Source organism: Stenotrophomonas sp. 107298_Sma, from assembly GCF_056480345.1.
This window is the reverse complement of sequence record NZ_CM151094.1, coordinates 3,244,800-3,258,299: the sequence shown is the minus strand read 5'-3', so window position 1 is coordinate 3,258,299 and position 13,500 is coordinate 3,244,800. Positions and strand designations below refer to the sequence as shown.

The 13,500-nt window shown below is 66.1% G+C and carries 19 protein-coding genes and 1 tRNA gene; 10 read left to right on the top strand and 10 right to left on the bottom strand.

Features of this window, described 5'->3' with window-relative positions; translation table 11 throughout:
* Positions 1-77 precede the first annotated feature (77 nt).
* From pheT to ACZK2G_RS15350, 4 genes are all read left to right on the top strand, one after another.
* The gene (pheT, locus tag ACZK2G_RS15365; RefSeq protein WP_136639962.1) at positions 78-2,459 is read left to right on the top strand and encodes a phenylalanine--tRNA ligase subunit beta; all 2,382 of its coding nucleotides are present in this window, start codon (positions 78-80) and stop codon (positions 2,457-2,459) included.
* Between the two features lie 27 nt (positions 2,460-2,486).
* Positions 2,487-2,786, top strand: a complete 300-nt coding sequence (locus tag ACZK2G_RS15360) for an integration host factor subunit alpha (protein ID WP_005410432.1) — start codon at positions 2,487-2,489, stop codon at positions 2,784-2,786.
* Positions 2,767-3,123, top strand: coding sequence for a MerR family transcriptional regulator (locus ACZK2G_RS15355; protein ID WP_005410431.1), 357 nt, complete (start codon positions 2,767-2,769; stop codon positions 3,121-3,123). The genes ACZK2G_RS15360 and ACZK2G_RS15355 overlap by 20 nt, the downstream gene beginning before the upstream one ends.
* A gap of 68 nt (positions 3,124-3,191) precedes the next feature.
* Positions 3,192-3,268: transfer RNA gene (locus tag ACZK2G_RS15350), tRNA-Pro, on the top strand.
* 65 nt (positions 3,269-3,333) lie between these two features.
* Here the strand turns inward: ACZK2G_RS15350 and ACZK2G_RS15345 are convergent.
* From ACZK2G_RS15345 to ACZK2G_RS15335, 3 genes are all read right to left on the bottom strand, one after another.
* Positions 3,334-3,774: a GNAT family N-acetyltransferase gene (locus tag ACZK2G_RS15345; protein WP_478473770.1), complete on the bottom strand. Its 441-nt coding sequence runs from the start codon at positions 3,772-3,774 to the stop codon at positions 3,334-3,336.
* Positions 3,771-4,124, bottom strand: a complete 354-nt coding sequence (locus ACZK2G_RS15340) for a DUF6713 family protein (protein ID WP_428709614.1) — start codon at positions 4,122-4,124, stop codon at positions 3,771-3,773. The genes ACZK2G_RS15345 and ACZK2G_RS15340 overlap by 4 nt, the downstream gene beginning before the upstream one ends.
* Positions 4,125-4,212: 88 nt before the next feature.
* The gene (locus tag ACZK2G_RS15335; protein ID WP_478473769.1) at positions 4,213-4,722 is read right to left on the bottom strand and encodes a DUF3011 domain-containing protein; all 510 of its coding nucleotides are present in this window, start codon (positions 4,720-4,722) and stop codon (positions 4,213-4,215) included.
* 241 nt (positions 4,723-4,963) lie between these two features.
* Between ACZK2G_RS15335 and ACZK2G_RS15330 the strand changes: the two genes are divergently transcribed.
* Positions 4,964-5,359: a hypothetical protein gene (locus ACZK2G_RS15330; protein ID WP_046983958.1), complete on the top strand. Its 396-nt coding sequence runs from the start codon at positions 4,964-4,966 to the stop codon at positions 5,357-5,359.
* 24 nt (positions 5,360-5,383) lie between these two features.
* Here the strand turns inward: ACZK2G_RS15330 and ACZK2G_RS15325 are convergent, their stop codons facing one another.
* Positions 5,384-6,088 carry an aspartate/glutamate racemase family protein gene (locus ACZK2G_RS15325; RefSeq protein WP_308518121.1) on the bottom strand — a complete coding sequence of 235 codons (705 nt, stop codon included), beginning with the start codon at positions 6,086-6,088 and terminating at the stop codon, positions 5,384-5,386.
* A gap of 142 nt (positions 6,089-6,230) precedes the next feature.
* Between ACZK2G_RS15325 and ACZK2G_RS15320 the strand changes: the two genes are divergently transcribed.
* Both ACZK2G_RS15320 and ACZK2G_RS15315 read left to right on the top strand, forming a co-directional pair.
* Positions 6,231-6,872, top strand: a complete 642-nt coding sequence (locus ACZK2G_RS15320) for a LysE family translocator (protein ID WP_136639965.1) — start codon at positions 6,231-6,233, stop codon at positions 6,870-6,872.
* Positions 6,873-6,966: 94 nt separating this feature from the next.
* The gene (locus ACZK2G_RS15315) at positions 6,967-7,140 is read left to right on the top strand and encodes a DUF1328 domain-containing protein (protein WP_006380555.1); all 174 of its coding nucleotides are present in this window, start codon (positions 6,967-6,969) and stop codon (positions 7,138-7,140) included.
* A gap of 22 nt (positions 7,141-7,162) precedes the next feature.
* Here ACZK2G_RS15315 and ACZK2G_RS15310 read toward each other — a convergent pair whose 3' ends face one another.
* The 4 genes from ACZK2G_RS15310 to ACZK2G_RS15295 all read right to left on the bottom strand — a co-directional run bounded on the left by ACZK2G_RS15310 (position 7,163) and on the right by ACZK2G_RS15295 (position 8,702).
* Entirely contained in the window at positions 7,163-7,495 is a 333-nt protein-coding gene (locus tag ACZK2G_RS15310; RefSeq protein WP_046983956.1) for an SMR family transporter, read from the bottom strand.
* A gap of 13 nt (positions 7,496-7,508) precedes the next feature.
* Positions 7,509-8,081: a TetR/AcrR family transcriptional regulator gene (locus ACZK2G_RS15305; RefSeq protein WP_046983955.1), complete on the bottom strand. Its 573-nt coding sequence runs from the start codon at positions 8,079-8,081 to the stop codon at positions 7,509-7,511.
* A 90-nt stretch (positions 8,082-8,171) separates the two neighbouring features.
* A complete protein-coding gene (locus ACZK2G_RS15300; RefSeq protein ID WP_046983954.1) occupies positions 8,172-8,405 on the bottom strand; it encodes a DUF1653 domain-containing protein in 234 nt (77 codons plus the stop codon).
* A 12-nt stretch (positions 8,406-8,417) separates the two neighbouring features.
* Positions 8,418-8,702 (bottom strand): hypothetical protein, encoded by a 285-nt coding sequence (locus ACZK2G_RS15295; RefSeq protein WP_136639967.1) that lies wholly within the window; start codon positions 8,700-8,702, stop codon positions 8,418-8,420.
* A 395-nt stretch (positions 8,703-9,097) separates the two neighbouring features.
* Here ACZK2G_RS15295 and ACZK2G_RS15290 point away from each other — a divergent pair, with 395 nt between their 5' ends.
* The 3 genes from ACZK2G_RS15290 (at position 9,098) to ACZK2G_RS15280 (ending at position 10,377) form a co-directional block, all read left to right on the top strand.
* Positions 9,098-9,301, top strand: a complete 204-nt coding sequence (locus ACZK2G_RS15290) for a hypothetical protein (RefSeq protein WP_046983951.1) — start codon at positions 9,098-9,100, stop codon at positions 9,299-9,301.
* Between the two features lie 133 nt (positions 9,302-9,434).
* Positions 9,435-10,007, top strand: coding sequence for a DUF3011 domain-containing protein (locus ACZK2G_RS15285; protein ID WP_478473767.1), 573 nt, complete (start codon positions 9,435-9,437; stop codon positions 10,005-10,007).
* Positions 10,008-10,173: 166 nt separating this feature from the next.
* The gene (locus ACZK2G_RS15280; protein ID WP_005417823.1) at positions 10,174-10,377 is read left to right on the top strand and encodes a hypothetical protein; all 204 of its coding nucleotides are present in this window, start codon (positions 10,174-10,176) and stop codon (positions 10,375-10,377) included.
* 109 nt (positions 10,378-10,486) lie between these two features.
* Here the strand turns inward: ACZK2G_RS15280 and dxs are convergent, their stop codons facing one another.
* Positions 10,487-12,394, bottom strand: coding sequence for a 1-deoxy-D-xylulose-5-phosphate synthase (gene dxs / locus ACZK2G_RS15275; RefSeq protein ID WP_136639969.1), 1,908 nt, complete (start codon positions 12,392-12,394; stop codon positions 10,487-10,489).
* Positions 12,395-12,499: 105 nt separating this feature from the next.
* Positions 12,500-13,165, bottom strand: a complete 666-nt coding sequence (locus tag ACZK2G_RS15270) for an HNH endonuclease (RefSeq protein ID WP_046985953.1) — start codon at positions 13,163-13,165, stop codon at positions 12,500-12,502.
* Positions 13,166-13,500 lie beyond the last annotated feature (335 nt).

Here is a 13,500-nt window from a genome sequence, read left to right as displayed (position 1 = left end):
AGGTAGCGCCGGGCCATGCCCGGCGGACTCAACAACGCAGGCCCAGGCGCATGCGCCGGGCCCACCAGGGTGACACCATGAAATTCTCCGAAAACTGGCTGCGCAGCCACGTCCCGACCAGCGCATCGCGCGAAGAACTGAGCGCGGTGCTGACCGCCATCGGCCTGGAAGTGGAGGAAGTGACCGCGCTGGGCGAAGGCCTTGATCACGTGGTCGTGGCACGCATCGTCGAAGCGGTGCGCCACCCGGAGGCCGACCGCCTGCAGGTGTGCAGGGTCGATGCCGGGCAGGGCGAGCTGCTGCAGATCGTCTGCGGTGCACCGAACGCACGCCCGGGCCTGGTCGCGCCGTTGGCGATGGTCGGTGCGCAGATCGGTGAGCTGAAGATCAAGCCGGCCAAGCTGCGCGGCGTCGAGTCCAACGGCATGCTGTGCTCGGCCAAGGAGCTGGGCCTGGACAACGATGCCTCCGGCCTGTTGGAACTGCCGGACGACGCGCTGGTCGGCCAGACCCTGGTCGAGTACCTGGGCCTGCCGGACGCCAGCATCGAGATCAAGCTGACCCCGAACCGCGCCGACTGCTTCAGCCTGCGCGGTATCGCCTACGACGTCGCCGCGGCCACCCGCAGCGACGTGCTGGATTTCACCGCCGAGGCGATTCCCGCCGTCGGCAGCCGTGAGTTGGCCATCCAGCTCGATGCCGGCGCCGAGGCGCCGCGCTACCTCGGTCGTGTCATCGAAGGTGTCAACGCCGCCGCCAAGACTCCGCTGTGGATGGCCGAGCGCCTGCGCCGCAGTGGCGTGCGCCCGGTCTCGTTGCTGGTCGACATCACCCAGTACGTGATGCTGGAGCTGGGCCAGCCGATGCATGCTTACGACCTCGGTACTCTGCAGGGCAGCATTGCCGTGCGCCGTTCGCGCGCCGGCGAGAGCCTGAAGCTGCTGGACGGCCGCGACGCCGCGCTGGACGACAGCTTCCTGGTGGTCACCGACGCCGATCGTGCGGTCGGTCTGGCCGGCCTGATGGGTGGCTTCGACACCCGTGTCACCGACGCCACCACCGCCGTGTTCCTGGAGGCCGCGCACTTCGCTCCGGCCGCGATCATGGGCCGCGGTCGCAAGCTGGGTCTGCACACCGATGCCGGCCATCGCTTCGAGCGCGGCGTCGACCCGGCACTGCCGCGCACCGCCATCGAATACGCCACCCGCCTGGTGCTGGACCTGGCCGGCGGTACCCCGGCAGCGGTCACCGAGGCCGTGCGCGCCGGCGACCTGCCGAAGCCGGCGACGATCGTGCTGCGCCGCGCCCGCATCACCCGCGTGCTTGGTATCACCATCGACGATGCCGAAGTCGAACGCATCCTCCGCGCGCTGGGCATGGACGTCGTTGCGACCGCCGATGGCTGGCAGGTCACGGCGCCGAGCCGCCGTTTCGACATCGCCATCGAGGAAGACCTGATCGAAGAGCTGGCCCGCATCCACGGCTACGAGCAGATTCCGACCACGCTGCCGGGCGGTGCCTCGCGCGTGGCGATGCCGAGCGAGACCCAACTGGACGCGCTGAGCGTGCGTCGCCAGCTGATCGCCCGTGACCAGCAGGAAACCGTGAACTTCGCCTTCGTCGACGATGCGCTGCTGACCCAGTGGCAGCTGCGCGACAACCTGGTGCCGCTGGCCAACCCGCTGTCGGCCGAACTGGCGGTGATGCGCCCGTCGCTGCTGCCGGGCCTGGTCGCCACGCTCGGTCGCAACGCTGCCCGCCAGCTGGGCCGCGTGCGCCTGTTCGAGATTGGTCGGGTATTCGCCCGGCAGGCCGGTGACGGGCAACCGGCACCGCTGGAAACCCCGCGCGTGGCCGCTGCGGTCTGCGGTGAAGCGCAGGCGGTGCAGTGGGGCCTGCCGACCCGCAAGGTCGATTTCCATGACCTGAAGGGCGACCTGGAATCGCTGGCCGCCGCCAGTGGCGCGGTACTGGAGTTCCGCCCGTCGGACCGTGCCTACGGTCACCCGGCACGTTCGGCCGAGGTGTTCCGCGACGGCGTGGCGATCGGCTGGATCGGCCAGGTCCACCCGCGGCTGGCCAGGGCGATGGACATCGAAGCCGATGTCTATGCCTTCGAACTGGACCTGGAGCCGCTGTCCGCCCGCCGCCTGCCGCGTGCCGGCGAGCTGTCGCGCTTCCCGGCGGTGCGCCGCGACCTGGCGTTCCTGGTGCCTGAGCAGGTGGCCTGGGCCGAGCTGGCGGCGACTGTCCGCCAGGCCGCTGGGCCGCTGCTGCGCGACCTGAACCTGTTCGACCGCTATGTCGGCCAGGGCGTCGAGCCGGGATTCAAGAGTCTCGCTATGGGCTTGATTTTGCAGGACAAGTCGCGCACTCTGACGGACCGCGACGTGGATGCGGTGGTGGCCGAGGCGGTCACTGCCATCGAGCGTGAACACCACGCCCGGATCCGCGGCTGAGCGGGCAGCACTCGGGGGTAGCAGGCAATGGCATTGACCAAGGCGGAGATGGCGGAAAAGCTGTTCGACGAAGTCGGTCTGAACAAGCGGGAAGCCAAGGAATTCGTCGACGCGTTTTTCGATGTGCTGCGTGAAGCATTGGAACAGGGACGTCAGGTGAAGCTGTCGGGCTTCGGTAATTTCGATCTGCGGCGCAAGAACCAGCGCCCGGGTCGCAACCCCAAGACCGGCGAGGAAATTCCGATTTCCGCCCGTACGGTGGTCACCTTCCGTCCGGGCCAGAAGCTCAAGGAGAGGGTGGAAGCTTATGCTGGATCCGGGCAGTAACCGCGAACTACCGCCGATCCCGGCCAAGCGCTACTTCACCATTGGTGAGGTCAGCGAGCTGTGCGACGTCAAGCCGCACGTCCTGCGCTACTGGGAAACCGAGTTTCCCAGCCTTGAGCCGGCCAAGCGCCGAGGCAACCGTCGCTACTATCAGCGCCACGACGTGCTGATGGTGCGGCAGATCCGCAGCCTGCTGTACGAACAGGGCTACACCATCGGTGGTGCGCGTCTGCGTCTGGATGGCCCCGATGCCCGCGAGGAATCGGCATTGAGCAACCAGATCATCAAGCAGGTGCGCATGGAGCTGGAAGAAGTGCTGCAGTTGCTGCGCCGCTGACCCCATTTCCATCGTAATCCGCTATACTTCACGGCCCGCCGCACTGGCGGGCACATCGCAGCATCAGTCGGGGCGTAGCGCAGCCTGGTAGCGCATCTGCCTGGGGGGCAGAGGGTCGTCGGTTCGAATCCGGCCGTCCCGACCACTGTGATGAACCAAGAAGCCTGCGCAGCGATGCGTGGGCTTTTTTGTGCGTGCGGCAGAGGGAGATCATGCACCCGCGAAGCGGTAGATCAGCTCCGGGTCGCCTTCGTCCAATCCGTGTACGATGCCGCTGTCGATGAAGCCCGACGCAGCGAGCAGGCGCTGCATGCCGATGTTGGAGGCATTGGTCGAGGTGAACAGTTTGCGCCGGCCATGCAATGCGATGGCCTGGAGCAGCAGTGCGGTACCGATGCCTTGGCCGCGCTGTGCGTGCGCCACCATCAGCATTTCGATGAAGGCTTCGCCGAAGAAGTGGTGATGAATGACCAGGTAGCCGACGACCTTGCCGTTCTGCTCGGCAACCTGCACGCCGCCGCGTGCCAGCCAATCGCCGATCTGCATGGCCCGGCTTGGATCGATGGCGGCCACGCTGTCGAGCGCAATCAAGGCATCGGCGTCCTGCGGAATGCTGTCGCGCAGGTGCGGGGAAGAGGACGTCCGGTTCATCGCCGGCGCAGCTGCAGCAACAGGCCGCCGCCCGACACAAAGCAGGCGAGCAGGACGGCGATCGACAGCGGCAGGTGGAATTCATTGCGACCGAACAGGGCAAACGCCAGATGGATCAGCGCCGTGCCAATACCGAGCGCGCCACAAACCAGCGCATGGCCGCGCGCCGACGATGTGCCCAGCAGGGTCTGGCGATAACCCCAAAGCACGAAGCCGATCGCAAGCAGGTTGAACAGCAGGAAGCCCTGGATGCCACCGGGCACATGGAACATGGCCCATTCCTGCCAGAACGCAGCGTCGATCTGATGCAGGATCAACGCCAACAGCGTCGCCAGATACCATCGTTCCATGTCGCGCTCCCTGCCATGTACAGGCCATAGTCTATCGGCTCTGTCCCGCACGCATGCCTACCCGCCGCAGCCAGCGCGTGCTCGGCAGTCAATACACCCGGAACTCGGCACGGCAACCGTCACTGACCCACACGCCGTGGCGGTCCCAGCCCCAGTTGCGATCCTCGATGCAGGTCGTCACCGACTTCTGTTTGACCAGGCGCACGTCGCGACGAATACGGATGCGGCATTCCTTTTCCTTCTTTTCATAGGACTCGCAGACCAGGCGTTCGCCGTCATCGTCGCGGTCCCGGCCGCGCCCGGGCCAGCGTCCGCGCCCCTGTTCGTCGGCAACGAACTCGGCGCGGCAGCCATCGGTGACCCACAGCATGCGACGGCTCTGGCCCCAGTTCCTGTCCTCGACGCAGCGGGTGACCGAGAGCTGCTTTGCCAGGCGCATGCGGCCCTCGATCGGGCACTGCTGGGTCTTGTTGAACTGCGACTCACAGCGCAGCGGTGGAATGTGGTCGGTGTCGTAGTCCTGGGCGGCCACGGCGGTGGCGGCCAGCAGCAGGGCAAGGGCGGTGCCGGCGATCGGCAGCAGCAGGCGATGGGTCATATGGAGCCTCGGGTGGGGAACGGGTGGCAAGAATGGCCCAGCCCGGGGCTGCCGGAACGGATCGTTCCGGCGATGGCTCAGTGGGGATTTAGTAGTGCGCGCCAGCCCATGCAGGGGCTTACATCCCGTATCATCGCTGCACATCCGATCGCATCGGCTTACACCTTCTTACATGTCTCCCACGCCTGTCGGCACAGCCTGTGGCTGTCGTCACTGGCGTGCGGGCGGCCTGCGGAGGACGATGCGCGGACCACGACGACCACAGGGGGTTGCGTTGATCAGCAGTACCGTCATTCATCGCTCGGCCGACGCAGGCGGCGCCGAGGTGCGGGTCCTGGACACCACGTTCAAGGGCAAGCATGTGTTCATCGCCTGGGGCCTGCGCGGGCCGGAACTGACCCGCAGCGCAGACCCGGCTGCCACCGTGGCTGCGCGCAAGGCGTTGCACGCCGAGGCCGGCCACAGCGAAGGACCGCGCAGTCCGGAAGTGTTCATCGCCAACCAATCGGCGGTGGCGATCACCGTCTATCGGCTGCTTACCGAAGCGCGCTCCGGCGATGCCATCTTCTTCCTGTGTGATTCGCAGGCGGTGGTCGATTGGCTCATCACCGCGCTGGAAGTGCAGGGCGCGGACTGATTCCGGGCCCTGTCCGGTATCGGTTCAGGCCAGTGCCGCGTCCACCGCGGCCAGCGCATGCAGGGTGGTGGTATCGAACAGCGGCACGGCGCTGTCCTCCGTTCGCACCAGCAGCATGATCTCGGTGCAACCGAGGATGATCGCTTCGGCACCGCGCTCGACCAGGCGTGCGATCACGTCGACATAGACCTGTCGCGAGCGATCACTGACCACGCCGGCGATCAGTTCCTGGTAGATGATGTCGTGCACGCTGCGACGATCATCGGCATCGGGGACCAGTACCTCCAGGCCGAAGCGATCCTGCAGCCGGCCGCGGTAGAAGTCCTGTTCCATGGTGAAGGCGGTGCCCAGCAGGCCCACCCTGCGTATGCCCGACTGCACGATGGCAGATGCGGTCGGGTCGGCGATATGCAGCAGCGGCAGCGGGCAGGCGGCCTCGATACGGTCGGTCAGCTTGTGCATCGTGTTGGTGCAGATCAGCAGCAGGTCAGCACCGCCGGCCTGCAGCCGCCGTGCGGCGTCGACCATGTGGTCGCCCAGTGCATCCCAGTCTCCGTCGTGCTGCAGCTGCTTGATGCCGGCGAAATCCACCGACCACAGCAGCAGCTGCGCCGAATGCGCGCCTCCCAGGCGCTGCCGCACCTCCTCGTTGATGAGCCGGTAGTACTGCGCCGAGCTTTCCCAGCTCATACCGCCGATCAGGCCCAGGGTTTTCATGCGCAGCTCCATGCCAGGGGCCGTCATTGCAGCACAGATGGCGTCCGGGTGCCGATGGCCGGGATCTGTAACCCTTGTATCCACGCCGCGCTGTATGTGCCGCTGATGGTGGCAACCGCTTAAGCTGGCGGGGTTTCCTGGAGCGACTGAAGAAATGGCCCTGCATACCTGGTGGTGGTTCCTGGCCACGGTCTTTGTGCTGTGCGGTACGCCTGGGCCGAACATGCTGCATATCCTTGGCCGCAGCGTCGGGCTCGGCTTCCGCGGCAGCGTGCCGGCGATGGCCGGTTGCCTGCTGGCGATGCTGCTGGTGCTGGCAGCGTCCGCGGCCGGCCTGAGTGCGCTGCTGCATTCCTCGCCGATGCTGTTCGATGTGCTGCGCTACCTGGGCGTGGCCTACCTGGCGTGGCTGGGCCTGAAGGCGTGGCGCGACAGCTGCCGGCCTGCACCGCCGGTGACGACCGATGCCGCACTGCCGACGATGCCGGTACATGGTGCGTGGACGGTGTTCCGTGGCGGTCTTCTGGTGGGCCTGAGCAACCCCAAGCTGCTGCTGTTCGCAGCGGCGTTCCTGCCGCAGTTCGTTGATCCGTCGCGCGGCCAGGCGCTGCAGTACAGCGTGCTTGTCACCACCTTCGCTGCCTGCGAGCTGTTCTGGTACGTGATGTATGCCGCCGGAGGCCATGGCCTGCGCCGCTGGTTGGCCAAGCCCTTCGCACGGCGCTGGTTCGAGCGGCTGGTGGGCAGCGTGTTCCTGGCTTTCGCGGTGGCGCTGCTGCGCTTCCGGCCGCGCTGATTCACGCCGCGCACGCGGCCTGTTCACGACTGCCGCATCGGCCACGGCCTAGCCTGATCATCCAGTACGCAGTCCCCGTGGGGAAAGGATTGACATGATCAAGTGGGCCATCATCTTCGCCATCATCGGCGTCATCGCGGGCGTGCTCGGTTTCGGCGGCATTGCCGGCGCCGCGGTCGGCATCGCCAAGTTCCTGTTCTGGGCTGGCATCATCATCGCCGTGGTGCTGTTCCTGCTCGGCATGACCGTAGCGAAGAAGGTCAGCTAGCGTTGACCGCGCAGCAGCGTGCTCAGTGTGCGCTGCTGTGCGAGAACAGGTTGATCACCAGCACGCCCGCACAGATCAGCCCGATGCCGATCAGCGCCGGTACATCCAGGCGTTGCTTGAAGACCACCAGCCCGATCAGCGAGATCAGCACGATGCCGACACCGGACCAGATCGCATAGGCGATGCCGGTGGGGATCGACTTCATCGTCACTGACAGCAGATAGAAGCACAGGCCGTAACCGACCAATGCGCCCAGTGTCGGTGCCAGGCGGCTCATGCCATCGGACGCCTTCAACAGCGAGGTGGCGATCACTTCCAGCACGATCGCAGCGGCAAGACAGGCGTAAGGGCTCATTGCAGGCTCCGGCTCACAACGGGTCGCACAACTTCAGGGCCTGCTCGGCCATGGCCAGCGCGTTGAGGCGCTCTTCTTCGTCCAGCGGCCGGCCGTAGGCGGTAGCCCAGTAGCCGTCGGCGGCGCATCGCGCGGCATACAACCGTGCATCGTTGGCCTCGTCAGGGAATTCGGCCAGCATGGCGCGCTTCCAGGTGCGCCAATGCGCGAGCAGGGCCGGCTCCATCAGATTGCCGAGGGTCAGGCCGATGTCGTTGTCTTCTTCCTGCTGCAGCAGGTGTTCGAAGTTGGCCTGCACATAGGCACGGCTGAAGCAGCCATGGCCAGGTGCGCTCTGCAGCAGCAGGGCGCGCACGCGTGCTTCGAATTCGCCGATGAGTGCGCCGATGGCTTCATCGACCAGTGCCTGCTTGCTGCTGAAGTGGTGGAACAGCGCGCCCTTGCTGACACCGGCGGCGTGGGCCACGTCCTGCACGGTCAATGCGGCCAGGCCATCTCGGCCGATCACTTCAATGGTGGCCTGCAGCAGTGACTGGCGCACGCTGTCGGGCGCCTTGCGGCGCGAGCGGGAGGGGGATGCGGACATGATGGGAAGAAACCGACTGGACGGTACGATTGTAGCGCAGGCCTGCAGATGCGCCGCGCCGCGCTGCCGGCCGCGGCCGGCAGCTTCCGGTCAATCGTCGATCCGAGCGAAGCGGGGTTGCGGCCCGTGTTCGCCGGGCACCTGTTCGACGAACATCGGGTACGGCCGCACCCACAGGCCGCCCTGGCCATAAAGGGCGCGATACAGCACCAGTGGCTCCAGCGTCTCGCTGCTGCGGACGATGTCGATCACTTCGTACTCGCCGCCCTTGAAATGGCGATAGCGACCCGGTGCGAGGGTCGGCAGTGGGCTCAGCTCAGCCATGGCGCCTGCGGCTCACTTGCGGGCCGGGCTGGCCGGCTTCGCACAGTAGGCATCGATGGCCTCGGCGGTATTGGCCAGGCCGTGGGCCTTGGCCAGTTCCCACGGACGCTCGCAGCGCTGGCTGTGTTCGCACCACTGGTAGCCGGCCGAGCCGATGCAGCCGTGGGCGTCGCGGTCACCGCCGACCATCGGTGTGGCCGGCGCGGCCGCTGCCGCGTCAGCGCGCGCAGCTGCCTTGTCCTGGCTCGCGCAGGCGGCCAGGAGCATCAGGACGGGAATCAGGAGAAGTGCTTTCATCGGGCTGGCTCCGTGCCTAAAGCGACAGTGTCTGTCGCAAATAACCCTTCAGCAAGCGCTCTCTACACGACGGCGCGGATCAGTTCCTCGATCAGCACCAGATAGCTGGCCACGAAGTAGAACTTAAGAAGCGTTGAACGCTGCTGGAAAAAGAAGGTGCGCATGTGGAAGGGGCCCCTGTTGGTGACAGTAGTGTGAAGCCGTGCTGACTCCGTGACAAGGATCACGAAATGAATTCGGTAAATGGACTCAGCGATGTGAGGGCAGGGGTGACCGACCGAATCCCGAGGCATTTTCGTACAAATCTGATAGGCCATTCCTGAGGCGCTCGCTAGCCTGACGGGACACTGGCGGTAGGACCCGCCGACGAATCTTCGAACCCCCGGGAGCCTTTCATGGTCATTACTATCCGATGCAACCACCAGCACTGGTCCGTGCTGGATCCGCACGCGCCTGATGCCGCCCGTTATGCGCGCGGTGCCGACGCGTTCGACGCCGCCGCCGCACTGGCCCTGGAGCACCACCGTCGTACCGGCCAGCCCAGTCGGGTGCGGGTCGAAGCACTCGGTAATGCCGTGGACGCGCTCATCGTCGAATGACGCCCAGGCGACGCCGGTGCGGTCAGCCGCGGTTGGGTTGTTTGAATGGGGAAAGAACCGTCGTTGCGCGCCCCCTGTGCGCCGCGTCGGGAATCACTGATGCTTGCGCCATCGTATTCATCTGGAGATATCGATGGGCAAGGCACTCCCCTGGCGCACCCTGGCCTGCACCCTGTTGCCGATGCTGGCAGCCGCCGGTGGCGCACAGGCGCAGAGCTATGGCTACGGTTATGACGATGATCGCTATGGCGGTCGCCAAGGCAGTGGCATCGTGCGCTGCGAGTCGATCAAGAACCGCAGCAATGAGTGCCGTCTGGAAGGCCGGGCCCGGATGATCCGCCAGTTGTCGGGTTCGCCGTGTGTCGAGGGTGAGACCTGGGGCCAATCGCGCTACGGGATATGGGTCACCCAGGGTTGCCGTGCCGAGTTTGTCGGCGAATACCGCCGCGGTGGGGGCTGGGGCAATGGCGGCGGTTGGGGCAACGGCAACGGTTGGGGCAACGGCAACGGTTGGGGTGGCGGCGAGGTCGTCACCTGCCATTCCAACGGCCGCCGCCAGGAGTACTGCGAAGCCCGCATCCGCCGTGGCGTGCGCATGGTCCGCCAGGATTCGCGCAGCGCCTGCATCGAAGGCCAGACCTGGGGCTGGGACCGTCGCGGCATCTGGGTCAGCAATGGTTGCCGGGGCCAGTTCCAGGTGAACTGAGCGTCCCCCTCGAAAATCAGAATAATCTGATACAGCTCACATTTTGAACAACGTATCTTCTGCGATCAGGGAGTCTTCGGGTGTCCCTGATCTGCAACGACAGTCCGTGCCGGTATCGGTGCGGTGGTACGCCAACGTCGATACGCTGCCTCAAGGAGTGAGCCGCATGTTGATCCGCCTGCAATGCGAACAGCGCCAATGGCGCGTACTGCACCCGGACAGGCCGGAGCCGATCGAGTTCCGTGATGGCGCCCGCGCCTACGATTTCGCCGAAACCCTCGCACGCCTGCACTTTGTCGATACCGGGCAGCGCGCTGCGGTGCGCGTGGAGGCCAGTGGTGCATTCGTGGAGGCGGTCAGCTACGGCTGAGGGCCGGGGCGCGTTTTCGGGGTTCCGCCATCCACGCATGGCGTGGATATACTCCGGTCCGCAGTAGACCCACGCCGTGCGTGGATCCACCAGGCGGTGCTGGCCTGCCTCAGCCGGCCGCGCTCAGCGGCGGGGTACCGGTCGCCAGTTGCGGCCAGCGCTTGAGCACTGCCGCGCGGATGCCGGCGGCATCGATACCCGCTTCAGCCAGCAGGTCCTCGCGGCTGGCGTGGTGCTGGTAGCTGTCGGGCAGGCCCAGGTGCAGGATCGGGCGCTGCACGCCCTCGGCATTGAGCAGCTCGCCGACGCCGGAACCGGCACCACCGGCCACCACGTTGTCTTCGATCGTCACCAGGCCCTCGTGCTGGGCGGCGACAGCCAGCACCAGCTCGCGGTCAAGCGGCTTGATGAAGCGCATGTTGACCACGCTCAGGCCCAGTTCGCGGCCGACCTGTTCGGCCGCAGCCACGGTGCTGCCGAAGGCGAGCAGGGCGATACGGCTGCCCTGCAGGCGCAGTTCGCCCTTGCCGATCGGCAGCGTGGACAGGTCGTTGCCGGCGGCCACGCCGGTGCCGGTACCACGCGGATAGCGTACAGCGGCCGGGCCCGGGTGCTGCAGGCCGGTGCTGAGCATCTGCCGGCACTCGGCTTCGTTGGACGGTGCCATCACCACCAGGTTCGGCACGCAGCGCAGGAAGCTCAGGTCGAGGTTGCCGGCGTGGGTCGCGCCGTCCGGGCCGACCACGCCGGCGCGGTCGATCGCGAACAGCACGTCCAGGTCCTGGATCGCCACGTCGTGCACCAGCTGGTCGTACGCGCGCTGCAGGAAGGTGGAATAGATCGCCACCACCGGCTTGCCGCCCTGGGTGGCCATGCCAGCGGCGAGGGTGACCGCGTGCTGCTCGGCGATCGCCACGTCGAAATAGCGCTGCGGGTATTCCTTGCTGAAACGCACCAGGCCGGAGCCTTCGCGCATCGCCGGGGTGATGCCGTACAGGCGCGGCTCGGCGGCGGCGGCATCGCACAACCAGTCGCTGAACACATCGGTGTAGGTCGGTTTCTTGGCGCCGGCCTTGGCCACCAGGCCCTTGTCCGGATCGAACGGACCCACTGCGTGGTAACCGATCTGGTCGCCTTCGGCCGGCTCGTAGCCCTTGCCCTTGGTGGTCATCACGTGCAGCAGCTTCGGACCCTTGGAGGCGCGCAGGGTCTTCAGCGCAGACAGCAGTGCCGGCAGGTCGTGGCCATCGATCGGGCCGGTGTAATGGAAGCCCATTTCCTCGAACATCGTGGACGGCACGAACATGCCCTTCCAGTGTTCTTCCCAGCGCTTCACGAAGCGCGCGGGATTGTTCTTCTTGTCGCCCAGGATTTTCTTGCCGCTTTCTCGCAGTGCGTTGAGCGTGCGGCTGCCGGTGGCGCGGCCGAGCATCTTGGTCAGGCCGCCAACCGCTTCGGAGATCGACATGTTGTTGTCGTTGAGGATCACCAGCAAGTTCGGCTCGGGCTCCATGCCACCGGCATGCATCAGCGCCTCGAACGCCATGCCGGCGGTCATCGCGCCGTCACCGATCACCGCCACGACCTTGCGGTCGTCGCCTTCGGACTGGCGGGCGATGGCCATGCCGAGCGCGGCCGAGATCGAGGTCGAAGAGTGGCCGACGCCGAAGGTGTCGTACTCGCTTTCCTCGCGCTTCGGGAAAGGCGCGACGCCGTCCTTCTGTTTGACGGTATGGATCTCGTCGCGGCGACCGGTGAGGATCTTGTGCGGATAGGTCTGGTGACCGACATCCCAGACCAGCTGATCGACCGGGGTCTGGTACAGGTAGTGCAGGGCCACGGTGAGTTCGATCACGCCCAGGCCGGCGGCGAAGTGGCCGCCGCTCTTGCCCACCGATTCGATCAGGTAGGCGCGCAGTTCATCGGCGACCGCCGTCAATTCGGATTCGTCGAACGTGCGCAGGTCATCCGGTGTCTGGATGCGCGCGAGGCGGGGATAGCGGGCAGAGTCGATCATCATGTTCGCACTTGTTCTGAACGCCCATTTTCGCCCTCAAACGGGGGTGGGGCAAGCAAACGCCGCCGTCCGTGACAGGACGGTGAGGGTTGCATTTTCGGCGATTCAGGTGCTCAGTTTTGACCGCTTGGGTAATTGCGCCTTCAGGAAGGCCATCTGGTCGGCCAGGATGTTGCGGTTGGACAGGATCAGGTGCTCGATCCAGCTGGGCCGGTAGGGCACCGCCAGCAGCGGCATGCCGGCCTGCTGGGGCGTGCGGTCGCTCTTGCGCGAGTTGCAGTGGAAGCAGGCGGTGACCACGTTTTCCCAGCAGTCCAGGCCGCCCTTGGACAGCGGCATGACGTGGTCGCGGGTGAGCGTGGGGCGACCGAACTGCTGGCCGCAGTACATGCACAGGTGGGCGTCGCGGGCGAACAGGGCCGGGTTGGTCAGGTTCGGTGTGGGATCGATCGCGCGGGAGCGGGCGTGACCGCGGGCGGCGATGATCGGGTGCAGGTCCATGCCGCTCTGCAGGCCGCTGAAGCGGTTGGTGCCGCCGTGGATGTGCAGGCAGGGATCGCCGAGTGTCCAGGCGACGGCTTCGCGGGCGTAGAGGCAGGCAGCATCCTGCCAGGTGATCCAGTCCAGTACGCGTCCGTGGGCATCAAGCGAGAGCAGCCGGACCGAACCGGGGCGATGCAGCGTCGTGGCGTTGGGCGATGCTTCGGCGCCCGGAGCAGAAATCGGAGCTCCGGCTTCGATCAGACCCAAGCGTGTAGTGTCTGTCTCCATCGGGAGAACAGCTTATACCTGAATGTTGACGATTTGTGTATCGCCTGTCGGCGATACGCAAATCGTCAACATTCAGGTCCACGCATTCCTCCTAATCCCCGCGCCTTTGGCGCGCCCCCTTTAACAAAAGGGGGCTCTTCTCCAGATGGATTCTGGGTGTTTCCATCCACGCGTGGCGTGGATCTACCGTGTCGACCAAGGTCGACACCCACCAGCAGCAGAAATCTGTCGAGGGCGGGGTGGGTCCGGTTGCGGGGGGCGTGAGCCGCATGGGCCCGAGGCATGCCTCGGGCGGGTTGGGCAGGACGCCCAACCCCGGTCTTGCCGTGTGCGCA

Bases quoted from the DNA above. Each gene is read 5' to 3' on its own strand.
- pheT (WP_136639962.1), top strand. From the start codon at position 78: ATGAAATTCTCCGAAAACTGGCTGCGCAGCCACGTCCCGACCAGCGCA.
- ACZK2G_RS15360 (WP_005410432.1), top strand. From the start codon at position 2,487: ATGGCATTGACCAAGGCGGAGATGGCGGAAAAGCTGTTCGACGAAGTC.
- ACZK2G_RS15355 (WP_005410431.1), top strand. From the start codon at position 2,767: ATGCTGGATCCGGGCAGTAACCGCGAACTACCGCCGATCCCGGCCAAG.
- ACZK2G_RS15345 (WP_478473770.1), bottom strand. From the start codon at position 3,774: ATGAACCGGACGTCCTCTTCCCCGCACCTGCGCGACAGCATTCCGCAG.
- ACZK2G_RS15340 (WP_428709614.1), bottom strand. From the start codon at position 4,124: ATGGAACGATGGTATCTGGCGACGCTGTTGGCGTTGATCCTGCATCAG.
- ACZK2G_RS15335 (WP_478473769.1), bottom strand. From the start codon at position 4,722: ATGACCCATCGCCTGCTGCTGCCGATCGCCGGCACCGCCCTTGCCCTG.
- ACZK2G_RS15330 (WP_046983958.1), top strand. From the start codon at position 4,964: ATGCGCGGACCACGACGACCACAGGGGGTTGCGTTGATCAGCAGTACC.
- ACZK2G_RS15325 (WP_308518121.1), bottom strand. From the start codon at position 6,088: ATGGAGCTGCGCATGAAAACCCTGGGCCTGATCGGCGGTATGAGCTGG.
- ACZK2G_RS15320 (WP_136639965.1), top strand. From the start codon at position 6,231: ATGGCCCTGCATACCTGGTGGTGGTTCCTGGCCACGGTCTTTGTGCTG.
- ACZK2G_RS15315 (WP_006380555.1), top strand. From the start codon at position 6,967: ATGATCAAGTGGGCCATCATCTTCGCCATCATCGGCGTCATCGCGGGC.
- ACZK2G_RS15310 (WP_046983956.1), bottom strand. From the start codon at position 7,495: ATGAGCCCTTACGCCTGTCTTGCCGCTGCGATCGTGCTGGAAGTGATC.
- ACZK2G_RS15305 (WP_046983955.1), bottom strand. From the start codon at position 8,081: ATGTCCGCATCCCCCTCCCGCTCGCGCCGCAAGGCGCCCGACAGCGTG.
- ACZK2G_RS15300 (WP_046983954.1), bottom strand. From the start codon at position 8,405: ATGGCTGAGCTGAGCCCACTGCCGACCCTCGCACCGGGTCGCTATCGC.
- ACZK2G_RS15295 (WP_136639967.1), bottom strand. From the start codon at position 8,702: ATGAAAGCACTTCTCCTGATTCCCGTCCTGATGCTCCTGGCCGCCTGC.
- ACZK2G_RS15290 (WP_046983951.1), top strand. From the start codon at position 9,098: ATGGTCATTACTATCCGATGCAACCACCAGCACTGGTCCGTGCTGGAT.
- ACZK2G_RS15285 (WP_478473767.1), top strand. From the start codon at position 9,435: ATGGGCAAGGCACTCCCCTGGCGCACCCTGGCCTGCACCCTGTTGCCG.
- ACZK2G_RS15280 (WP_005417823.1), top strand. From the start codon at position 10,174: ATGTTGATCCGCCTGCAATGCGAACAGCGCCAATGGCGCGTACTGCAC.
- dxs (WP_136639969.1), bottom strand. From the start codon at position 12,394: ATGATCGACTCTGCCCGCTATCCCCGCCTCGCGCGCATCCAGACACCG.
- ACZK2G_RS15270 (WP_046985953.1), bottom strand. From the start codon at position 13,165: ATGGAGACAGACACTACACGCTTGGGTCTGATCGAAGCCGGAGCTCCG.